Annotated in this window: 17 protein-coding genes and 1 pseudogene; 8 read left to right on the top strand and 10 right to left on the bottom strand. The window is 68.8% G+C overall.

The features are described 5' to 3' along the window. Positions 1-259 precede the first annotated feature (259 nt). The gene (locus tag AB0269_RS03580) at positions 260-583 is read left to right on the top strand and encodes a hypothetical protein (RefSeq protein WP_366209858.1); all 324 of its coding nucleotides are present in this window, start codon (positions 260-262) and stop codon (positions 581-583) included. Between the two features lie 10 nt (positions 584-593). Here the strand turns inward: AB0269_RS03580 and AB0269_RS03575 are convergent, their stop codons facing one another. Beyond that, positions 594-2,516: a GDSL-type esterase/lipase family protein gene (locus AB0269_RS03575; protein ID WP_366209857.1), complete on the bottom strand. Its 1,923-nt coding sequence runs from the start codon at positions 2,514-2,516 to the stop codon at positions 594-596. 154 nt (positions 2,517-2,670) lie between these two features. Here AB0269_RS03575 and AB0269_RS03570 point away from each other — a divergent pair, with 154 nt between their 5' ends. Both AB0269_RS03570 and AB0269_RS03565 read left to right on the top strand, forming a co-directional pair. Continuing rightward, positions 2,671-3,291 (top strand): VTT domain-containing protein, encoded by a 621-nt coding sequence (locus AB0269_RS03570; RefSeq protein ID WP_366209856.1) that lies wholly within the window; start codon positions 2,671-2,673, stop codon positions 3,289-3,291. 9 nt (positions 3,292-3,300) lie between these two features. Further along, positions 3,301-3,480 carry a DUF5302 domain-containing protein gene (locus AB0269_RS03565; protein ID WP_175986069.1) on the top strand — a complete coding sequence of 60 codons (180 nt, stop codon included), beginning with the start codon at positions 3,301-3,303 and terminating at the stop codon, positions 3,478-3,480. Positions 3,481-3,547: 67 nt separating this feature from the next. Here AB0269_RS03565 and AB0269_RS03560 read toward each other — a convergent pair whose 3' ends face one another. Beyond that, entirely contained in the window at positions 3,548-4,915 is a 1,368-nt protein-coding gene (locus AB0269_RS03560) for a cation:dicarboxylase symporter family transporter (protein ID WP_366209855.1), read from the bottom strand. A 149-nt stretch (positions 4,916-5,064) separates the two neighbouring features. Here AB0269_RS03560 and AB0269_RS03555 point away from each other — a divergent pair, with 149 nt between their 5' ends. After that, positions 5,065-6,387, top strand: a complete 1,323-nt coding sequence (locus tag AB0269_RS03555; protein ID WP_366209854.1) for an ATP-binding protein — start codon at positions 5,065-5,067, stop codon at positions 6,385-6,387. Beyond that, positions 6,384-7,061: a response regulator gene (locus AB0269_RS03550; protein ID WP_366209852.1), complete on the top strand. Its 678-nt coding sequence runs from the start codon at positions 6,384-6,386 to the stop codon at positions 7,059-7,061. Before AB0269_RS03555 ends, AB0269_RS03550 begins: the two co-directional genes overlap by 4 nt. A 5-nt stretch (positions 7,062-7,066) precedes the next feature. Here the strand turns inward: AB0269_RS03550 and AB0269_RS03545 are convergent, their stop codons facing one another. Beyond that, positions 7,067-7,711, bottom strand: a complete 645-nt coding sequence (locus AB0269_RS03545) for an FMN reductase (protein ID WP_366209851.1) — start codon at positions 7,709-7,711, stop codon at positions 7,067-7,069. A gap of 2 nt (positions 7,712-7,713) precedes the next feature. Further along, positions 7,714-8,940: an LLM class flavin-dependent oxidoreductase gene (locus tag AB0269_RS03540; RefSeq protein ID WP_366209850.1), complete on the bottom strand. Its 1,227-nt coding sequence runs from the start codon at positions 8,938-8,940 to the stop codon at positions 7,714-7,716. A 113-nt stretch (positions 8,941-9,053) separates the two neighbouring features. On the opposite strand from AB0269_RS03540, the gene AB0269_RS03535 reads away from it, so the two are divergent. Next, complete coding sequence (locus tag AB0269_RS03535) at positions 9,054-10,223, top strand: acyltransferase family protein (protein ID WP_366209848.1); 1,170 nt, start codon at positions 9,054-9,056, stop codon at positions 10,221-10,223. Here AB0269_RS03535 and AB0269_RS03530 read toward each other — a convergent pair. Together AB0269_RS03530 and AB0269_RS03525 are read right to left on the bottom strand one after the other, a co-directional pair. Continuing rightward, positions 10,196-10,465: a hypothetical protein gene (locus tag AB0269_RS03530; protein WP_366209847.1), complete on the bottom strand. Its 270-nt coding sequence runs from the start codon at positions 10,463-10,465 to the stop codon at positions 10,196-10,198. The two genes, AB0269_RS03535 and AB0269_RS03530, sit on opposite strands and share 28 nt — an antisense overlap. Next, positions 10,417-10,518, bottom strand: a pseudogene (locus tag AB0269_RS03525) (high-affinity Fe2+/Pb2+ permease); the annotation flags it as partial. The gene AB0269_RS03530 and the pseudogene AB0269_RS03525, both read right to left, overlap by 49 nt. A 96-nt stretch (positions 10,519-10,614) precedes the next feature. Here AB0269_RS03525 and AB0269_RS03520 point away from each other — a divergent pair. Next, positions 10,615-11,619: a 2-oxoglutarate and iron-dependent oxygenase domain-containing protein gene (locus AB0269_RS03520; protein WP_366209845.1), complete on the top strand. Its 1,005-nt coding sequence runs from the start codon at positions 10,615-10,617 to the stop codon at positions 11,617-11,619. 145 nt (positions 11,620-11,764) lie between these two features. Here the strand turns inward: AB0269_RS03520 and rpsO are convergent, their stop codons facing one another. Next, positions 11,765-12,034 (bottom strand): 30S ribosomal protein S15, encoded by a 270-nt coding sequence (gene rpsO / locus AB0269_RS03515; protein WP_144795440.1) that lies wholly within the window; start codon positions 12,032-12,034, stop codon positions 11,765-11,767. A 125-nt stretch (positions 12,035-12,159) separates the two neighbouring features. Between rpsO and AB0269_RS03510 the strand changes: the two genes are divergently transcribed. Continuing rightward, positions 12,160-13,446 carry an MFS transporter gene (locus AB0269_RS03510; RefSeq protein WP_366210495.1) on the top strand — a complete coding sequence of 429 codons (1,287 nt, stop codon included), beginning with the start codon at positions 12,160-12,162 and terminating at the stop codon, positions 13,444-13,446. A 30-nt stretch (positions 13,447-13,476) separates the two neighbouring features. Here the strand turns inward: AB0269_RS03510 and AB0269_RS03505 are convergent, their stop codons facing one another. The 3 genes from AB0269_RS03505 to AB0269_RS03495 all read right to left on the bottom strand — a co-directional run bounded on the left by AB0269_RS03505 (position 13,477) and on the right by AB0269_RS03495 (position 16,000). Beyond that, entirely contained in the window at positions 13,477-14,028 is a 552-nt protein-coding gene (locus tag AB0269_RS03505) for a YceI family protein (protein ID WP_366209844.1), read from the bottom strand. 151 nt (positions 14,029-14,179) lie between these two features. Further along, positions 14,180-14,548 carry an FKBP-type peptidyl-prolyl cis-trans isomerase gene (locus AB0269_RS03500; RefSeq protein ID WP_366209843.1) on the bottom strand — a complete coding sequence of 123 codons (369 nt, stop codon included), beginning with the start codon at positions 14,546-14,548 and terminating at the stop codon, positions 14,180-14,182. 249 nt (positions 14,549-14,797) lie between these two features. Then, the gene (locus AB0269_RS03495) at positions 14,798-16,000 is read right to left on the bottom strand and encodes a PrsW family intramembrane metalloprotease (RefSeq protein WP_366209841.1); all 1,203 of its coding nucleotides are present in this window, start codon (positions 15,998-16,000) and stop codon (positions 14,798-14,800) included. Positions 16,001-16,058: the final 58 nt, after the last annotated feature.

Here is a 16,058-nt window from a genome sequence, read left to right as displayed (position 1 = left end):
AGCTCATTCATCGCGGAGCGGAGTCTCGAGTTCGGGCGCGCGGGCACTCCCGCGAATCTCGCCTGCGCTGGCCACCAGTAGAAGACCACCCGGCTCGTGCCGAGGAACCCACCACAGGGGACCAGCTTCTCGCCGATTCCACTCCGTATCAGCGTACCAGCGCCCCCTGTGCCTGTCAGCGGCGGCACGGTGCGACGCAGCCGCGTGTCCCCCGAACGGCCGACTGTACGGTGCCCGAGCCCCCGCAGTATCGTGAGGCATGACCGCACAGACCGCTCCGACGTCCGCACCGTCCCGATACCGCGGGCTCGGCACCGCGTCGCTCGTCGCCGGAATCGCCACGCTGCTCGCCGCCGTGATCGGCTTCATCGTCTCCGCCGCCACGCCCGGAGCCGCCGCACTCGCGGTCGGCATCCTCGCGCTCGGTGTCGTGGCCATCATCGCCGGCGCATCGCTCGTGCTCGGGATCCTCGCCGTGTCGCTCAGCCGGCCGCGCGGGCCGGCCGTCTGGGGATTGGTCCTCACGGTCGCGACGGTCATCGTGCTCGTCCTGATCATCTTCCCGCCGTCCCTGTGGTGGTGATGATCCGGCGTCACCGCACTCCGGCGCCCCGCATGCTCGACGACCGGCCGATGTAGACGTAGTCGTCGTGCTTGGCGACCCTCCCGTCGCCGGCCACCCGCCCCCGCATGCGCCGCCATACCCAGGGCAGGGCGTGCTCGCGCCACCACACGGCCCTGGTCGTGGCATCCGCGTCGTGCAGCACCTGATCCAGCGCTCCGAGCGTCTCGGCGTGCGGCACCCCGAGCAGATCGCCCGCGACGTACGCGAGGAAACGGTGCCCCCTGCTGCCGAGGTGGACGAGGTCCTCTCCCCAGTTCGGGCGCGCGCCGAGAGTCGGGTGCAGGTCCGTGTCGAGCAGGATGGCGTCGTGGCGCTCGGCGATGCCGGCCAGTCGCGCAGCGAACGCCGCGAACCGGGGGGCGAACAGCGCTGCGGCCCTCCGATCCGGCAGGAACGGCGTGACGAGCAGCACGTCGGCGCCGTCGGCGCGAAGCTGCCGCACGGTCTCCTCGACCTCCGCGGCGAGGGCGGGGACGTCGGCGTGGGACTTCACGAGATCGTTCGCGCCGATGAGGATCGAGACGAGATCGGGTCGCAGCTCGCGCGCCCTGGCCAGCTGCTCGCCGCGGACGTCGCGCACACGCCGGGAGCGCACGGCGAGGTTCGCGTAGTGGATGCCGCCGCGGGCCGACAGCAGCAGCGCGAGTCGGTCCGCCCAGCCGCGCAGCGCGCCGTCCGGGCCCGGGTCGCACAGTCCCTCCGTGAGCGAGTCCCCCAGCGCGACGTAGCGCTGCCATCGGCCGTTCTGCGCCGCCCTGACCGGTTCGGGACGTCGCGGCCGAGGCGCCCGCAGCGCACGATCGACGACGTGGAGCTCACGCGCCTCGTCGAAGTGGTCCAGCAGCTGATCGCACACGGCCTGCCAGCTGCGTCCTTCCACCGCGGCACGTCCTGCGACGCCGAAGGCTCGGCGCTTGCGCGCGTCGCCGGTGAGATCCAGCACGCGCATCCGGAGGTCGTCGAGGTCTCCGGGACGGTACAGCCAGCCGTCGATACCCATGCGCACGAGATCGAGCGGCCCTCCCCGACCGGTCGCGACGATCGGCACGCCGCTGGCGTGCGCCTCCTGCAGGGTCTGCCCGAACGTCTCGCTCTCGCCGGGATGGACGAAGACGTCGAAGGAGGCCATGGCCATGGCGAGGCGGTCGCCGTCGAGGTGACCGAGGAACACGGCGCCGGGCATGAGCGTCTCGAGGCGCGAACGCGCCGGGCCGTCGCCGACGATGACGAGGCGGACGCCGGGCAGTCCGTGCAGCACTCGCAGATCCTCCACCTGCTTCTCGGCCGCGAGGCGCCCGACGTAACCGACGACGACCTCGCCCGCGGGTCGCTGCCAGTTCTCGTCGCGGGCGCCGGGGTGGAAGCGCTCGGCGTCGACGCCGCGGCCCCAGCGACGGATCCGGTCGACGCCGAGTCCGACGAGCTGCTGCTCCGACTCGGAGGAGGGGGCGAGGGTGAGCGTCGCACGGCGGTGCAGGCGCAGGATGTGGTTCTGCGCGAAGTTCGTGGTCGCGGCCACCCGGTAGCGCTCGGTGTAAGCGGCCACGTCGGTCTGGTAGGCCGCGACGGAGGGCAGGCCGAGGCGGCTCGCGGCCAGCACGCCGCGCCATCCGAGCGCGAACGGCGATGCGAGGTGGACGACATCCGGCCGGAACCGCGCGAGCGACCCGGCCACGCGCTGCACGGTCGCGGCGCCCACCCTGACGTTGCGGTATCCGGGCAGCGCCAGACTCGTCACAGGTTCGACAGCCGCCCCGTGCATGTCCCTGGGGATGCCGACGGCATCCGGCGCGATCACGTGGGCCGCATGCCCCGTGCGCTCGAGGTGCCGCAGGATCTGCAGCACGGACCCGGTCACCCCGTTCATGTGCGGCAGGAAGGATTCGGTCACGATCGCGACTCTCACGATGTCAGGATGCCCCTGACGTGAGACCGGATCGTGCACGGACGGCTGCCTGAACCGAGAGTTCACCGGTTGCACGACTGTCCTTCACCGGCTGTCCCCGATTCGGTTTCCGTTCACCTCGGGAGCGCATCGTCGAGACGTGATCACCGACGTGGTTCTGGATGCTGTGCACGGCCCGTGGGCCCTCATCGCCATGGCGCTCCTCGTGCTCGGCGACGCCTTCTTCGTCGTCGTCCCGGGCGAGATCGCCGTGACGGCCCTCGGCGCCCTGTCGATCTCGACCGGCGCACCACCGCTGTGGGCGGTCACCGCCGTGGCGGCCGCGGCCGCCGCCTGCGGCGACCTGCTCTGCTACGGCATCGGCCGCTGGGCGGGCATCGAACGGTGGCGGTGGATGCGGTCCGCACGAGTGGTCAGGGCGCGCACGTGGGCGCACGGCCGTCTGCAGTCCGGCACCGCGGTCGTGCTGTTCACCGCGCGGTTCATCCCGTTCGCCCGGCTCGCCGTCAATCTCGTGGCCGGAGCGACGCGCATCCCCCTCCCCCGATACGGCGCCCTGGTCGCCCTCGCCGCGACCGGCTGGGCCGCCTACCAGGCCGCCGTCGGCGCCTTCTTCGCAGCGGTCCTGCCCGGTGGTCCTGTCGTCGCGATCGTCGTCTCGGTCGTCGCGGCGATCGCCATCGGCGCGCTGATCGACCTGCTGATCCGGCGCCGCGATCGGGTGCGCGCGGGCTATCGGTCCTCTGCGCCGCGCGACTAGGCTGACCGCATGAGCACCGAAGAAGGCGCTGCGTCCCCCTCGGAGGACATGAAGCGCAAGTTCAAGGAAGCGCTCGAGAAGAAGAACGCTCACCACCGCGACGGCGAGTCGCACATGGACGGCGACTCCGCCGTCCATGCGGTGAACGCCCCGCAGACGCGGCGCGAGTTCCGACGCAAGAGCGGTTGACCGCCAGAGGGCCACCCGGAGACGGGTGGCCCTCTTCCTCTTCGGCGGACTGCCGGCGCTGCGGCTGCTACCTCTGCGCCACGGCATCCTCCGCCGCGTGTGCCGGCTCGTGGGTTGCGCCTTCCAGCATGGACTCGTCGAACGGCTGCTCGCCGCTGAGCACGCGACGGGCCCGCTCCGGGTCGAACTGCTTGGTCCATGTACCGATCAGCAGAGTCGCCACGGCGTTGCCGGTGAAGTTCGTCAGCGCGCGCCCCTCCGACATGAACCGGTCGATCCCGACGATCACGCCCACACCGTCGACGAGATCGGGACGGTACGCCTGCAGACCTCCGGCCAGCGTGGCGAGGCCGGCGCCCGTGACGCCCGCGGCGCCCTTGCTCGCGATGATCATGAAGACCAGAAGACCGATCTGCTCGCCGATCGACATCGGCTGCCCCATGCCCGCAGCGATGAACAGCGAGGCCATGGTCAGGTAGATCGCCGTTCCGTCGAGGTTGAACGAGTAGCCGGTGGGCACGGTGATCCCGACGACCGGCTTCGAGACGCCGACGTGCTCCATCTTCGCGATGAGACGCGGTAGCGCGGACTCGGAGGAGGACGTGCCGACGATGAGCAGGTACTCGCGGGCGAGGTACTTCATCAACTGGAAGATGTTCACGCGGGTGACGAGGTAGAGCAGCGTGCCGAGCACGCCCACGATGAACACGATGCACGTGACGTAGAACGCGACCATCAGCAGGCCCAGGCCCCAGATCGCCGCGATGCCGGTCTTGCCGACGACCGCCGCGATCGCGCCGAAGGCGCCGATGGGGGCGAGCCAGAGGATCATGCCGAGGATGCGGAACACGAGGACCTGCAGGTTCTTCACGAACGCCATGATCGGCTGTCCCTTGTCGCCGAGCCGCTGGACGGTGAATCCGACCAGGAGTGCGATGAACAGCACCTGCAGCACGCTCTCGCCCGTGAACGCGGAGAAGAACGTGGCGGGGATGATCCCGAGGATGAAGTCCTGGGTGGTCTTCGCATCCGTCGTGGACGCGTCGTACGACGCGCTCGTCATGTCGAGCCCTGTGCCCGGGTGGATGATGTTCCCGACGACCAGGCCGATCGCCAGCGCGAACGTCGACATCAGCATGAAGTACAGCAGGGCGAGGCCGCCGATCCGGCCGACCGTCGCCGCCTTGGCGATGGATCCGACGCCGACGACGATCGTGCAGAAGATGATCGGGGCGATCATCATCTTGATCAGCGACACGAATCCCTTGCCGAGCGGCTCCAGCGCCTGCGCGAACTCGGGCCAGATCAGCCCGACCGCAGCTCCCAGGACGACGGCGACGAGCACGGACACGTACAGCCACGTGTGCTTGTCCCATCGGCGCCTGCTCCTGAGCCGGTCGAATCGAGGGAGTGCGAAACCCGTCGTGCCTGCCATGGTGTACCTCCGTGATCATGAACTGCGTCGTCGCATGACGTCCGGCGATTCGCCGGGTGAACGGATCCCACCCTCTTCGGGTTCTCAGTCGCACTCCATTTGTGGTCGTATTGGTCGTGGTCACCGGCACGGACGATGAGGAGATCGCGATGACGCGTTCGCAGCGCAGCCGCAGCGCGGCCTCGCACGTGTTCGTCGTGCTCCTGGTCGCTGCGATCGCGGTCGGGGTCGTCGCGGCGATCATCCTCGCCCTGCAGACGCAGCGCGCATCGCGCGCCGAGGCCGAACAGCTCACGAGTGCCCTGGCGCAGTCGATCGCAGATTCGCCGAGCGTCATCGACGCGCTCGGCGACGACGATCTCGACGCCGCATCCGTCGCTCTTCAGCCGTACGCGGCCGCCGTGGTCGAGCACTCCGCCCTCGACTTCATCACCGTGATGACCGTGACCGGTGCTCGCGTGACGCACCCGGACTCCGCGCAGATCGGCGGTCAGTATCTGGGAACCATCCCGGCCATCCCGACCGCACTCACCGAGGAGTTCACCGGCACCCTGGGCGCCTCGATCCGCACCATAATCCCGGTGCTGACCGCCTCCGGAGAGCATGTGGGCTGGGTGGCTGCGGGAGTCACTGTCGAGTCGATCGCCGAGTCGTTCCTCGGGCGCCTCCCGTCGGCGATCGGGATCTCCGCGCTCATCGTCGCGGCGGGTTCGCTGGGCGCCTTCCTCGCGCGCCGGTACACGCGTCGGATCGCGGGCGATCTGCCCGCCGGCCGCGTACGGGATGCCGTGGCCGCGTACGAGTCCATCCGCACGCTCGGCGAGGCGCTCCGAGCGCAGACGCACGAGCACGGCAATCGGATGCACACGGCGATCGCGCTCCTGGAACTCGGCCGCACCGCCGAAGCCATCGACATCCTCGTCGAGACGTCGCAGCAGAGCCAGTCGCTCGTGGATCAGGTCACCGCACGCCGGGACGGGGATCCGACGGTCGGGGCCCTGCTGCTGGGCAAGGCCTCCCAGGCGAAGGAGCGCGGCATCGCGTGGAACGCCGTGATCGACCCGGACGCGCCGCGCTCCGCACTCGATCCGACGGAGAGCATCGCCGTTCTCGGGAACCTCATCGACAACGCCCTGGACGCCGCCGCCGCATCCGATGAGAGGTGGATCCGCGTCGAGGTCGGCACCGACCCCGGCGGACACGTCACACTGGCGGTGTCGGACAGCGGTGCGGGCGTTCCCGCTGCGCTGCGCGAGCAGATCTTCGAGCACGGTTTCTCGACCAAGCCGGCCGGGGCCGAGGGCCGGGGCGTCGGACTCGCCCTGGTGCGGTCCATCGTCGCGGACGTCGGCGGTACGCTCGCGCTCGACGATGACCCGACGACGTTCCGCGTGACGCTTCCCCCCGCGCCGCGGGGCCGGATGCCCGGGGCAGAGGCCGCACGGCCCGACGCGAACGGAACGACCGCATGATCCGCACGCTGCTCGTCGACGACGACGCCCTGACGCTCGAGCTGCATCGCGACTATCTCGGGCGGCTCGAGGGTTACGAGGTGGTCGGCGAGTGCAGCGGTGCACGCGCGGCGCTGAACGCGCTCGTCGCCGGCACCGGCGACCGGAGGATCGACCTGGTCCTGCTCGACGTGACGATGCCGGACGGCACCGGAGTCGAGGTGCTCCGCCACCTGCGCGCTCGCGGTGTCACGGTCGACGTCATCGCCGTCACCGCCGTCCGCGACGCCGAGACCGTGCATCAGATGGCGGCGCTCGGCGTCGTGCAGTACCTCGTCAAGCCTTTCACGTTCGCGATGTTCCGCGAACGCCTGGAGCAGCATCGGGCCTATCGCGAGCAGTCGATCGCCGAAGGTCAAGCGAGTCAGGCCGAGATCGACGCGCTCCTGGGCGCATCGCGCCCGACCGGCAGCATCCGCGTGCCCAAGGGGCTGTCCCAGGCCTCGCTCGCCCGCGTGACCGCGGCCGCACGCACGGCCGGCGTGCTCTCGGCCAGCGAGGCCGCCGATCTGCTCGGCATGTCCCGCGTAGCCGTCCGCCGCTACCTCGAGCACCTCGCCGACGAGGGCCGGCTCGAGCGCGTCCCCCGCTACCACGGGCGCGGGCGCCCGGAGACCGAGTACCGCTGGCGCTGAACGCGCTACTCCCCTGCGAGCCCTCCGAGCAGGTGGCCGAACGAGCGGCCCTCGCCGAGGTAGTTCGCCGGGTCGAACGGATCGGCCGCTGTCGCGGCATCCTTGCGGGCGATCGCCTCGACGAGCTCGCGCGCGCCCTTCTCGACGCGCTTGCCGAGCGGGGCGACGTCGTCGCCTCCGCCGCCCCAGTCGCTGGATGCTGCGAACACACCCGTCGAGACGGCCTCGGCGTGCAGGTAGGCGAACAACGGACGGATCGCGTAGTCGATCGCCAGCGAGTGCCTGGCCGTTCCCGCGTTCGCGCCGATGAGCACCGGCTTGCCGGTGAGCGCATCGGGGTCGAGGACGTCGATGAACGACTTGAACAGCCCCGAGTAGCTGGTCGAGAAGATCGGGGTCACGGCGATCAGCGCATCGGCCGAGTACACCGTGTTGATCGCCGTCTCGAGGTTCGCCGGCGCGAACCCGGTGAGCAAGTTGTTCGTGATGTCGTGCGCGAAGTCGCGCAGCTCGATCACGTCGACCGACGCCTCGATGTCGCGCTCGGCGAGCTGCTTCACGGTCTCGGCGGCCAGCTTGTCGGCCAGCATCCGGGTCGAGGACGGGTTCGAGAGTCCGCTCGAGATCACGGCGATGCGACGCTCTGTCATGATCAGGCCTCCTTCCGGCCGAGTCCGAACGCGGCGCCGGCGGGCGCCGGCGTGTCCTGGTAGGGAGATCCTGCTGTGAGGTTGTCGCCGCGGTTGGCGCCCGGACGGGCCTCGCGTGCCGGTCCGTCGCCGTACACCGCCTTGACGCGAGCCGCGTGCGTGGGCGCATCCGGCACCGTGGCCGGACGGTTCTTCGCCAGCTCCTTGCGCAGCACGGGCACGACCTCGCCGCCCAGGATATCGAGCTGCTCGAGCACGACCTTCAGCGGGAGTCCGGCGTGGTCGATGAGGAACAGCTGCCGCTGATAGTCGCCGAACGTCTCGCGCATCGCCGCATAGCGGTCGATGACCTGCTGCGGCGAGCCCACGGTCAGCGGCGTCATCTCGGTGAAGTCCTCCATGCTGGGTCCGTGGCCGTACACCGGTGCGTTGTCGAAGTACGGGCGGAACTCGTTCACCGCGTCCTGAGAGTTGGCGCGCATGAACACCTGACCGCCGATGCCGACGATCGCCTGCTCGGGGGTTCCGTGGCCGTAGTGGGCGAAGCGCTGGCGGTACAGCTCGATCAGGCGCTGGTAGTGCTCCTTGGGCCAGAAGATGTTGTTCGCGAAGAAGCCGTCGCCGTAGTACGCGGCCTGCTCGGCGATCTCGGGCGTGCGGATCGAACCGTGCCATACGAACGGCGCCACGCCGTCGAGGGGACGGGGCGTCGAGGTGAAGCCCTGCAGGGGGGTGCGGAACTTGCCCTCCCAGTCGACGACGTCCTCGTCCCAGAGCTTGCGCAGGAGCGCATAGTTCTCGATCGCCAGCGGCAGCCCCTGACGGATGTCCTGACCGAACCACGGGTAGACCGGGCCGGTGTTGCCGCGGCCGAGCATGAGGTCGGTGCGGCCGTCGGAGATGTGCTGCAGCATCGCGAAGTCCTCGGCGATCTTCACCGGGTCGTTCGTCGTGATGAGCGTGGTGGAGGTGGAGAGGATGAGCCGCTCGGTCTGCGCCGCGATCGCGGCGAGCGTCGTCGTCGGGGAGGACGACCAGAACGGCGGGTTGTGGTGCTCGCCGATCGCGAAGACGTCGAGGCCCACTTCCTCTGCGTGGGTGGCGATCCGGATCGCGTCCTTGATCTTCTGCCGCTCGCTCGGGGTCTCACCGGTGACGGGGTTCTGCGTGATGTCGCTGACGGTGAAGAGTCCGAACTGGACGCCCGAGGTCTCGGTCTGCTCGCTCATGATCTGATGCTCCGGTCTCGCGGCGGATGCTGCGGCATCCGCATCTATGCATTTGAATGTATCTGATGCAACGCCACCCCGGCAACTTTATTCCCGGCCGGTAGCCTTCAAGGGTGAGCAGCACCCCGCAGGCCCCGAGCGCCCCTCCTACCGGCGGCATCGCCCGCGCGAAGCGGCGCGTGCCGTTCTGGGACAATGCCCGCTACGCGTGCATCGTCCTCGTCGTGCTCGGACACGCCATCCAGCGGCTGACGTACGACTCCAGCATCGCGATGGCCCTGTATCTCGCGGTGTACGCGTTCCACATGCCGGCGTTCGCGATCATCTCGGGCTACTTCTCGAAGGCGGCCCCGCCCACCAAGAAGCAGATGTCGCGCGTCATCACCGACATCCTCGTGCCGTACGTGATCTTCGAACTGCTCTGGACGCTGACCAAGTCGCTGGTGGAGGGCGAGCAGCTCGAGCCGAATCTCACGCAGCCGTCGTGGACGCTGTGGTTCCTCCTGGCGCTGGGGATCTTCCGGCTGGTCCTCCCCTACCTCGCCCTGCTGCGCTGGCCGCTCCTGTGGGCGGTGCTCATCTCCGTGGGTGCCGGCTACCTGCCCAACGTCGACAGCACGTTCTCGCTGTCGCGCACCCTGGGATTCCTGCCGTTCTTCGTGCTGGGCTGGTGGGTGCGCGAGCACGACCTCGTGAACCGGCTGCGACTTATCGACTTCCGCCCGTGGTGGGTGCGCGCGGTCGCCCTCGCGATCTTCGCCGTCGAGGGGTTCATCGCCTGGAACTGGGTGGATCTGTGGAAGAACGTCGACCTCGATACCTGGTTCTTCTACAACGACGCCTACTCGGATCTCGGGGCGCATGTGTGGTGGTCCGGCGGCATCCGGCTCCTGCTGATCGTGCTCGGCGTCGTCCTCAGCGTCGCCTTCTTCGCGCTGATCCCCCGCGGCGCGCACTGGTGGACGAAGTTCGGTCAGTACACGATGTACGTCTACCTGCTGCACTCCTTCGTTCTGTACCCGTTCCGCGAGACGGGTATTCTGCGAAACGCGGAGCCGACCTGGCTGTGGCTGCCCGCCGTCATCGTGCTCTCGGTGGCGATCGCCGTGCTGCTCGCCACGCGGCCGGTGCGGTGGGTGTTCCGCCCGCTGATCGAACCGCGGACGCGGTGGCTGTTCTCGGATACGCGGCTCGTCGAGACGTCGAGGCGCGACGACCCCACCGGATCCCGGCGTCCGCGCGAGGGCGCGAAGCGTCAGGCGAACAGTCCCGATCCGACGTAGGAGCCCGGTGCCGCACCGGGCGGGATCGCCCAGATACCGGTGCCGACGTGCCGGATGTACTCGTTCATGAGGTCGCTCGACAGGCTGCGCTGCAGCGTGATGAACTGCGCCGGGTCGCGCTGATACGACAGGAAGAACAGGCCGGCGTCGAGGCGTCCGAGCTCGTTGTTGCCGTCGACGTAGTTGAATCCGCCGCGCCGATGACCAGTGCCAGGGCGACGGCGAGACCGATGCCGGCCCACATGCGCGGAAGCACATCGCGAGGGCCGAGGCGGCGGAGATAGGCGACGAGGATGCCGACGGCGGTCCTTAGCGAGCTGACATTGGCACCCTGTGCGCGATGTCCGTAACACTCGCCCGCCCTCGCAGAAAACGGACTTACTCTCGGGTCATGGCTGATCTGAACCTCCCCATCCTCGACCTGTCCGACCTGGACAAGAGCCCCGAGGACGCCGCCCGCTTCCGCGAAGACCTCGCCGTGGCGGCCCACGACGTCGGATTCTTCTACCTCGTCGGAACGGGCATCGAGCACGACCTGTTCCGTCGGCTGCAGCGGGCTGCGCGCGACTTCTTCGCCCTGCCCGAGGACGACAAGCTCGCCATCGAGAACGTGCACAGCCCGCAGTTCCGCGGATACACCCGCATCGGCGGCGAGCTCACTCAGGGCAAGGTCGACTGGCGCGAGCAGATCGACATCGGGCCGGAGCGCGAGGCCGTGCAGGGCGGCCCCGCTTACAACCGCCTGATCGGCCCGAATCTGTGGCCCACCGCGCAGCCGGAGCTGCGCGAGGTCGCCGAGAGCTGGCAGCAGCACCTCACCGCCATCTCGCGGAAACTGCTGAGCAGCTGGGCAGAGGCCCTCGGCGCCGCTCCCACGCACTTCGACGCCGCGTTCGAGGAGGCGGAGAGCCTGCTCAAGATCGTGCGCTACCCGGGAACGGATGCCGTCGAGCCCCAGCAGGGCGTCGGCATCCACAAGGACGGCGGGGTTCTCACGCTGCTCTGGGTGGAACCGGGCAAGGGCGGCCTGCAGGTCGAGCGCGGCGGCGAGTGGGTGGATGCACCGCCGGTCGATGACGCATTCATCGTCAACATCGGCGAGATGCTCGAGTACGCCACGGGCGGCTACCTCAAGGCCACCAAGCACCGTGTGATCTCGCCGAAGGCGCCCGACGACCGCGTCTCGGTGCCGTTCTTCTTCAACCCGGCGCTGAACTCGCAGGTGCCGGTCATCGACCTGCCGGACGAGCTGCGCGCGCAGTCGCGAGGCGTCTCGGGCGAGGGCGAGAATCCCATCCACGGCGTCTACGGTGAGAACGCCCTGCGCTACCGCCTCCGTGCGCACCCGAACGTCGTCGAGATCCACCACGCGGATCTGCTGAGCCCGACCAGCTGAGCTCCGGGAACGACGAAGGCCTCCCCACACCGTGGGGAGGCCTTCTCAAGAATGTTCTGCGCGATTGAACGCTGGTCGCGTTATCGACGATTCGGATCGGCGTGCGCCGATCCTCTCCAGGCTGCGCCTGATTGCGTCCTGCGGCTTATCGCCGCAGTCCGAGACGCTGGATCAGCGAGCGGTAGCGCTCGATGTCCACGCTCTGGAGGTAGCCGAGCAGACGACGACGCTGACCGACGAGCAGGAACAGGCCACGACGCGAGTGGTGGTCGTGCTTGTGCTCCTTGAGGTGCTCGGTGAGGTCCTTGATGCGCTGCGTCAGCATTGCGGCCTGCACCTCGGGGGATCCGGTGTCACCGGGGTGCGTCGCGTACTCTTCGATGATCGCCTTCTTGACGTCTGCTTCCAGTGCCATAGATTCGATCCCCTTTCAGTCGTTGCGCGGCGCCCGACGCCTGATGCGTGGGCTCTCTTTATCCGCGGCCGATCAAACGGCAACCTGTAGAGTCTACCAGCCTTGCGGACACCGGATAGCCTCGTCTGGTGAGCAGCGCCCTGATCGATCTCCGCCCCTTCCGGGCGAGCCCCGCCTTCACCCGCCTGTGGATCGGATCCACCCTTGCGGGCATGGGCGGGCAGCTGACACTCGTCACGATCATGCTGCACGTGTTCGAGCTGACCTCGAGCACGTTCGCGGTGTCGATGGTCGCCGTCGCAGGCCTCGTGCCGATGATCCTCGCCGGGCTCTACGGCGGGATGCTCGCCGACGCGTTCGACCGCCGCGTCGTCGGGTTGATCGCGGCCGTGATCACCTTCGTCTCCACGCTCATGCTCGCCGTGCTGACATGGACCCACCTCGAGACGATCTGGTGGCTCTACGCGCTGAGCATCATCAACGCGGCGGCGAACTCGGTCGGCATGGCGACGCGCAGCGCGATCATCCCGCGGCTTCTCCCCCGCGACCTGCTGGCTTCGGCATCCGCCCTCAACGGCATCACGATCGGGATCATGGTGATGGTCGGTCCCGCGCTCGCCGGCGTGCTGGTCGCGACCACCGGCTACGGCTGGACGTACACGATCGACGTCGTCCTCATGCTCGCGATGTTCATGGGTCTGTGGACTCTTCCGTCGCTCCGCCCTGAGGGAACGATCGTCCGCCCCGGACTCGAGTCCCTCGTCGACGGGTGGCGCTTCCTCAAGCGGGCGAAGAACATCCGGATGCAGTACATCCTCGACATCATCGCGATGACATTCGGCCAGCCTGTCGCGCTGTACCCGGCGCTGGGCACGGTTCTGCTCGGAGGCGGCGCGGTCACCACGGGTGCACTGACGGCGGCCGTCGCGGCGGGCACGTTCCTGTCCAGCCTGTTCTCCGGTCGCGTCGTGCGCTACCGATGGCACGGTCGCGGCATCCAGCGCGCGATCCAGGCCTACGGAGCATCGATCCTCGCATTCGGCGCGATCCCGCTGATCGGGGTGTGGATGCCGCCGGCGGGCGAGACCGCGATCAACCTCGGCCTCGTCATCGCGGCGTGCATCGCGCTCGCGGCGTCCGGCGCCGCCGACAACGTGAGCTCGATCTACCGCAGCACCATGATGCAGGCGTCGGTGCCCGACAGCATCCGCGGCCGGCTGCAGGGGATCTTCATCATCGTCGTCACCGGCGGACCGCGAGTCGGCGCCCTCTACGCGGGAACGCTCGCGACGTTCACCGCGCTGTGGTTCCCGCCGCTTCTGGGCGGGTTCATCGTGATCGTGCTCGTCGCGATGCTCGTCCGTCTCACCCCGCGTTTCCGCGACTACGACGCAGAGGACCCCGCACCCTGATGGGCGCGGGGTCCTCGGGGAGACGCGGCGTCAGTCCTGCTGCAGCGAGCCCTGCAGGTCGAGGTTGATCGTGACGTCCTTGCCGACGAGGACGCCACCGGTCTCGAGAGCGGCGTTCCAGGTCAGGCCGAAGTCCTCGCGGTTGATGGTGGTCGTCGCCGAGGCGCCGGCCTTGTAGTTGCCCCACGGGTCGGAGCCGAAGCCGCCGAAGTCGAAGGCGAAGCTGACGGGCTTGGTGATCCCACGGATCGTGAGGTCGCCGTCGACGAAGAAGTCGCCGTCCTCGACGCGCGCACCGGTGGACACGAACTCCATGGTCGGGAAGTTCTCGGTGTCGAAGAAGTCCCCCGAACGCAGGTGCGCATCGCGGCCCTCGTCCTTGGTGTCGAGCGAGGTGACGTCGACGGATGCCTCGACCTTCGCGTCGAGCGGGTTCTCGGGTGCGACGAGCGTCGCGGACTTCATGCCGAAGGTGCCGCGCACCTTCGAGATCATCATGTGGCGCACGCTGAAGGTGACCTCGCTGTGAGCGGGGTCGAGATTCCAGGTTCCTGCACGGTAGCCGGGGACGTCGATGGTCATGGGGGTTCTCCTCGAGATCAGGGCCGCGTCGCGGCGTTCACGTCATCCAACCTACATGCGTTCGCATGTATTCCCTGAGTGCGAACCGAATACTCATCACGAAGGCCTCCGCCCGATCCACGGGCGGAGGCCTTCGTATCGATGCGACGGGTCAGCCGACGGCCACGAGGTCGATGATGAAGATGAGGGACTTGCCGGAGAGGAAGTGCCCGGCACCGGCCGGGCCGTACGCCAGGTGCGGCGGAATGACCAGTTCGCGGCGTCCGCCGACCTTCATGCCCGGGATGCCGTCCTGCCAGCCCTGGATCAGGCCGCGAAGCGGGAACTGGATGGTCTCGCCGCGACCCCAGGACGAGTCGAACTCCTCACCGGACTCGTACTCGACACCGGCGTAGTGCACGGTGACGGTGTCGCCGGGCTTGGCCTCGGCGCCGTCGCCTTCGATGAGGTCACGGATGACGAGCTCTGCGGGAGCAGGGCCGGTGGGGGCGTCGAACTCGGGCTTTGTGCGATCAGTCATGCCTCCATACAACCCTGCGTCGTCACCGTCGGTCAACGTGATGACGACAGCCGACAGCGAACAGACGGAGAGGTTTCGACTCGCTTCGCTCGCTCAACCTTGCCACGCGGACGACTCAGGTCGGCTTCGCCGACGAGAGTCGCCCCGTGGCAAGACTCAGCGCCCGGTGCTGCGGCGATGCCTGCGAGTCTCCCGGGCGCTGAGTTGATCTGAGACCAGGGTGCACCCGGTCGCCGAACATGTCAAGGGTCAGTACGCGAGCAGCGCGGTGCGGGTAGCCGACGTGCGGGTCAGCAGCGCCCGCTCGTCCTCCGACGCGAGCCGATCCCGCCCCGTGATCGCCCGCTGGCGGACGGCGGCGAGGGCCGCGGCATCCCGGATGAACTGCTTCATCAGTGCCCGACGATCTCCGCTCAGAGTCGCGGCCCACTGCATCCCCACCTTGCGCCCGGCCGGGGTCGCGAGCATCGTGACCTCCTCCGGGGTGAACCACCCTGCAGCGGCGTACTCCCCGAGCCGCTCGCGCGTGAGCCGCGCCTCCTCCCGGCGCAGGGCGACGATCACCAGGATGAAACCGATGAACAGCGGGACCTGAAGCGTGACGTAGAGCGCGAAGAAGTCGGCGAACATCGCGGAGCCGTTCCAGAAGCCGTGCAGCAGCATGGCGCCGATGAGGCCGATGCATCCGCTGCCGAGCACGGCGCTCCGGGAGGCGTGCCGTCGCGCCGCGAGGCCCATCGCGAAGCCCGTGAGACTCGTGAACATGGCGTGGGCGAACGGCGAGAGCAGCCCGCGCATCACGAACGTGGCAGTCAACTGCGATCCCCCGCCCTCGATGAGGCTGATGGCGAAGTACTGGATGTTCTCGGTGAACGCGAAGCCGCCGCCGATCAGGGCCCCGTAGACGATGCCGTCGACCGGGCCGTCGAACGCGCGTCGCCCGATCAGGAAGATGATGAAGATCCCCAGCCCCTTGGCGATCTCCTCGATGATCGGCGCCTGCACCACTGTGCTGAGCACCTCCGCGCGCAGACCGATCGCCAGGGTGATCGCGAGATCGACGAGCAGCGTGATCCCGATGGCGGCGATCGCACCCCAGGCGATCGCGAACGCGATCAGGGACTTCGGCTCCGGTTCCCACCGATCGATGATGTAGACCCCGAGGAACACGATCGCCAACGGGACGAGCGCGATGACCAGGCCGATCCCGGATGCCACCGCACCCAGCGCCCAAACGAAGTACCCGATCAGGGCCACCAGCACGAAGCCCAGAATGCCGAAGAGCCAGATCGAGACGGTGCGCCCGCGGCGCGCCGGCACGGGGAGCGCCGGGAGAGCGGGGCCTGGGGCCGTCACGGTCGGGGCGGGCGGTGAATACACCGTCGGCTGCGCGAGGGCCGATGCATACACCTGCCGGGTGTTGCCGGATTGGGCAGGTCCTCCGAAGGTCATAGCCAAAGCCTAGAGGCATGCGATGCGACGACGGGGATGGCGACCGGTAGCGTAGAAC

It is taken from the genome of Microbacterium sp. NPDC077644, assembly GCF_040702785.1.
Lineage (GTDB): Bacteria > Actinomycetota > Actinomycetes > Actinomycetales > Microbacteriaceae > Microbacterium.
The sequence above is the reverse complement of the archived record's forward strand: the minus strand, read 5'-3'. Positions and strand labels throughout refer to the sequence as shown.

What these genes read in the sequence shown, in the direction of transcription:
- AB0269_RS03580 (WP_366209858.1), top strand. Translation starts at nt 260, where the DNA reads ATGACCGCACAGACCGCTCCGACGTCCGCACCGTCCCGATACCGCGGG.
- AB0269_RS03565 (WP_175986069.1), top strand. Translation starts at nt 3,301, where the DNA reads ATGAGCACCGAAGAAGGCGCTGCGTCCCCCTCGGAGGACATGAAGCGC.
- AB0269_RS03560 (WP_366209855.1), bottom strand. Translation starts at nt 4,915, where the DNA reads ATGGCAGGCACGACGGGTTTCGCACTCCCTCGATTCGACCGGCTCAGG.
- AB0269_RS03555 (WP_366209854.1), top strand. Translation starts at nt 5,065, where the DNA reads ATGACGCGTTCGCAGCGCAGCCGCAGCGCGGCCTCGCACGTGTTCGTC.
- AB0269_RS03550 (WP_366209852.1), top strand. Translation starts at nt 6,384, where the DNA reads ATGATCCGCACGCTGCTCGTCGACGACGACGCCCTGACGCTCGAGCTG.
- AB0269_RS03545 (WP_366209851.1), bottom strand. Translation starts at nt 7,711, where the DNA reads ATGACAGAGCGTCGCATCGCCGTGATCTCGAGCGGACTCTCGAACCCG.
- AB0269_RS03540 (WP_366209850.1), bottom strand. Translation starts at nt 8,940, where the DNA reads ATGAGCGAGCAGACCGAGACCTCGGGCGTCCAGTTCGGACTCTTCACC.
- AB0269_RS03520 (WP_366209845.1), top strand. Translation starts at nt 10,615, where the DNA reads ATGGCTGATCTGAACCTCCCCATCCTCGACCTGTCCGACCTGGACAAG.
- rpsO (WP_144795440.1), bottom strand. Translation starts at nt 12,034, where the DNA reads ATGGCACTGGAAGCAGACGTCAAGAAGGCGATCATCGAAGAGTACGCG.
- AB0269_RS03505 (WP_366209844.1), bottom strand. Translation starts at nt 14,028, where the DNA reads ATGACCATCGACGTCCCCGGCTACCGTGCAGGAACCTGGAATCTCGAC.
- AB0269_RS03500 (WP_366209843.1), bottom strand. Translation starts at nt 14,548, where the DNA reads ATGACTGATCGCACAAAGCCCGAGTTCGACGCCCCCACCGGCCCTGCT.
- AB0269_RS03495 (WP_366209841.1), bottom strand. Translation starts at nt 16,000, where the DNA reads ATGACCTTCGGAGGACCTGCCCAATCCGGCAACACCCGGCAGGTGTAT.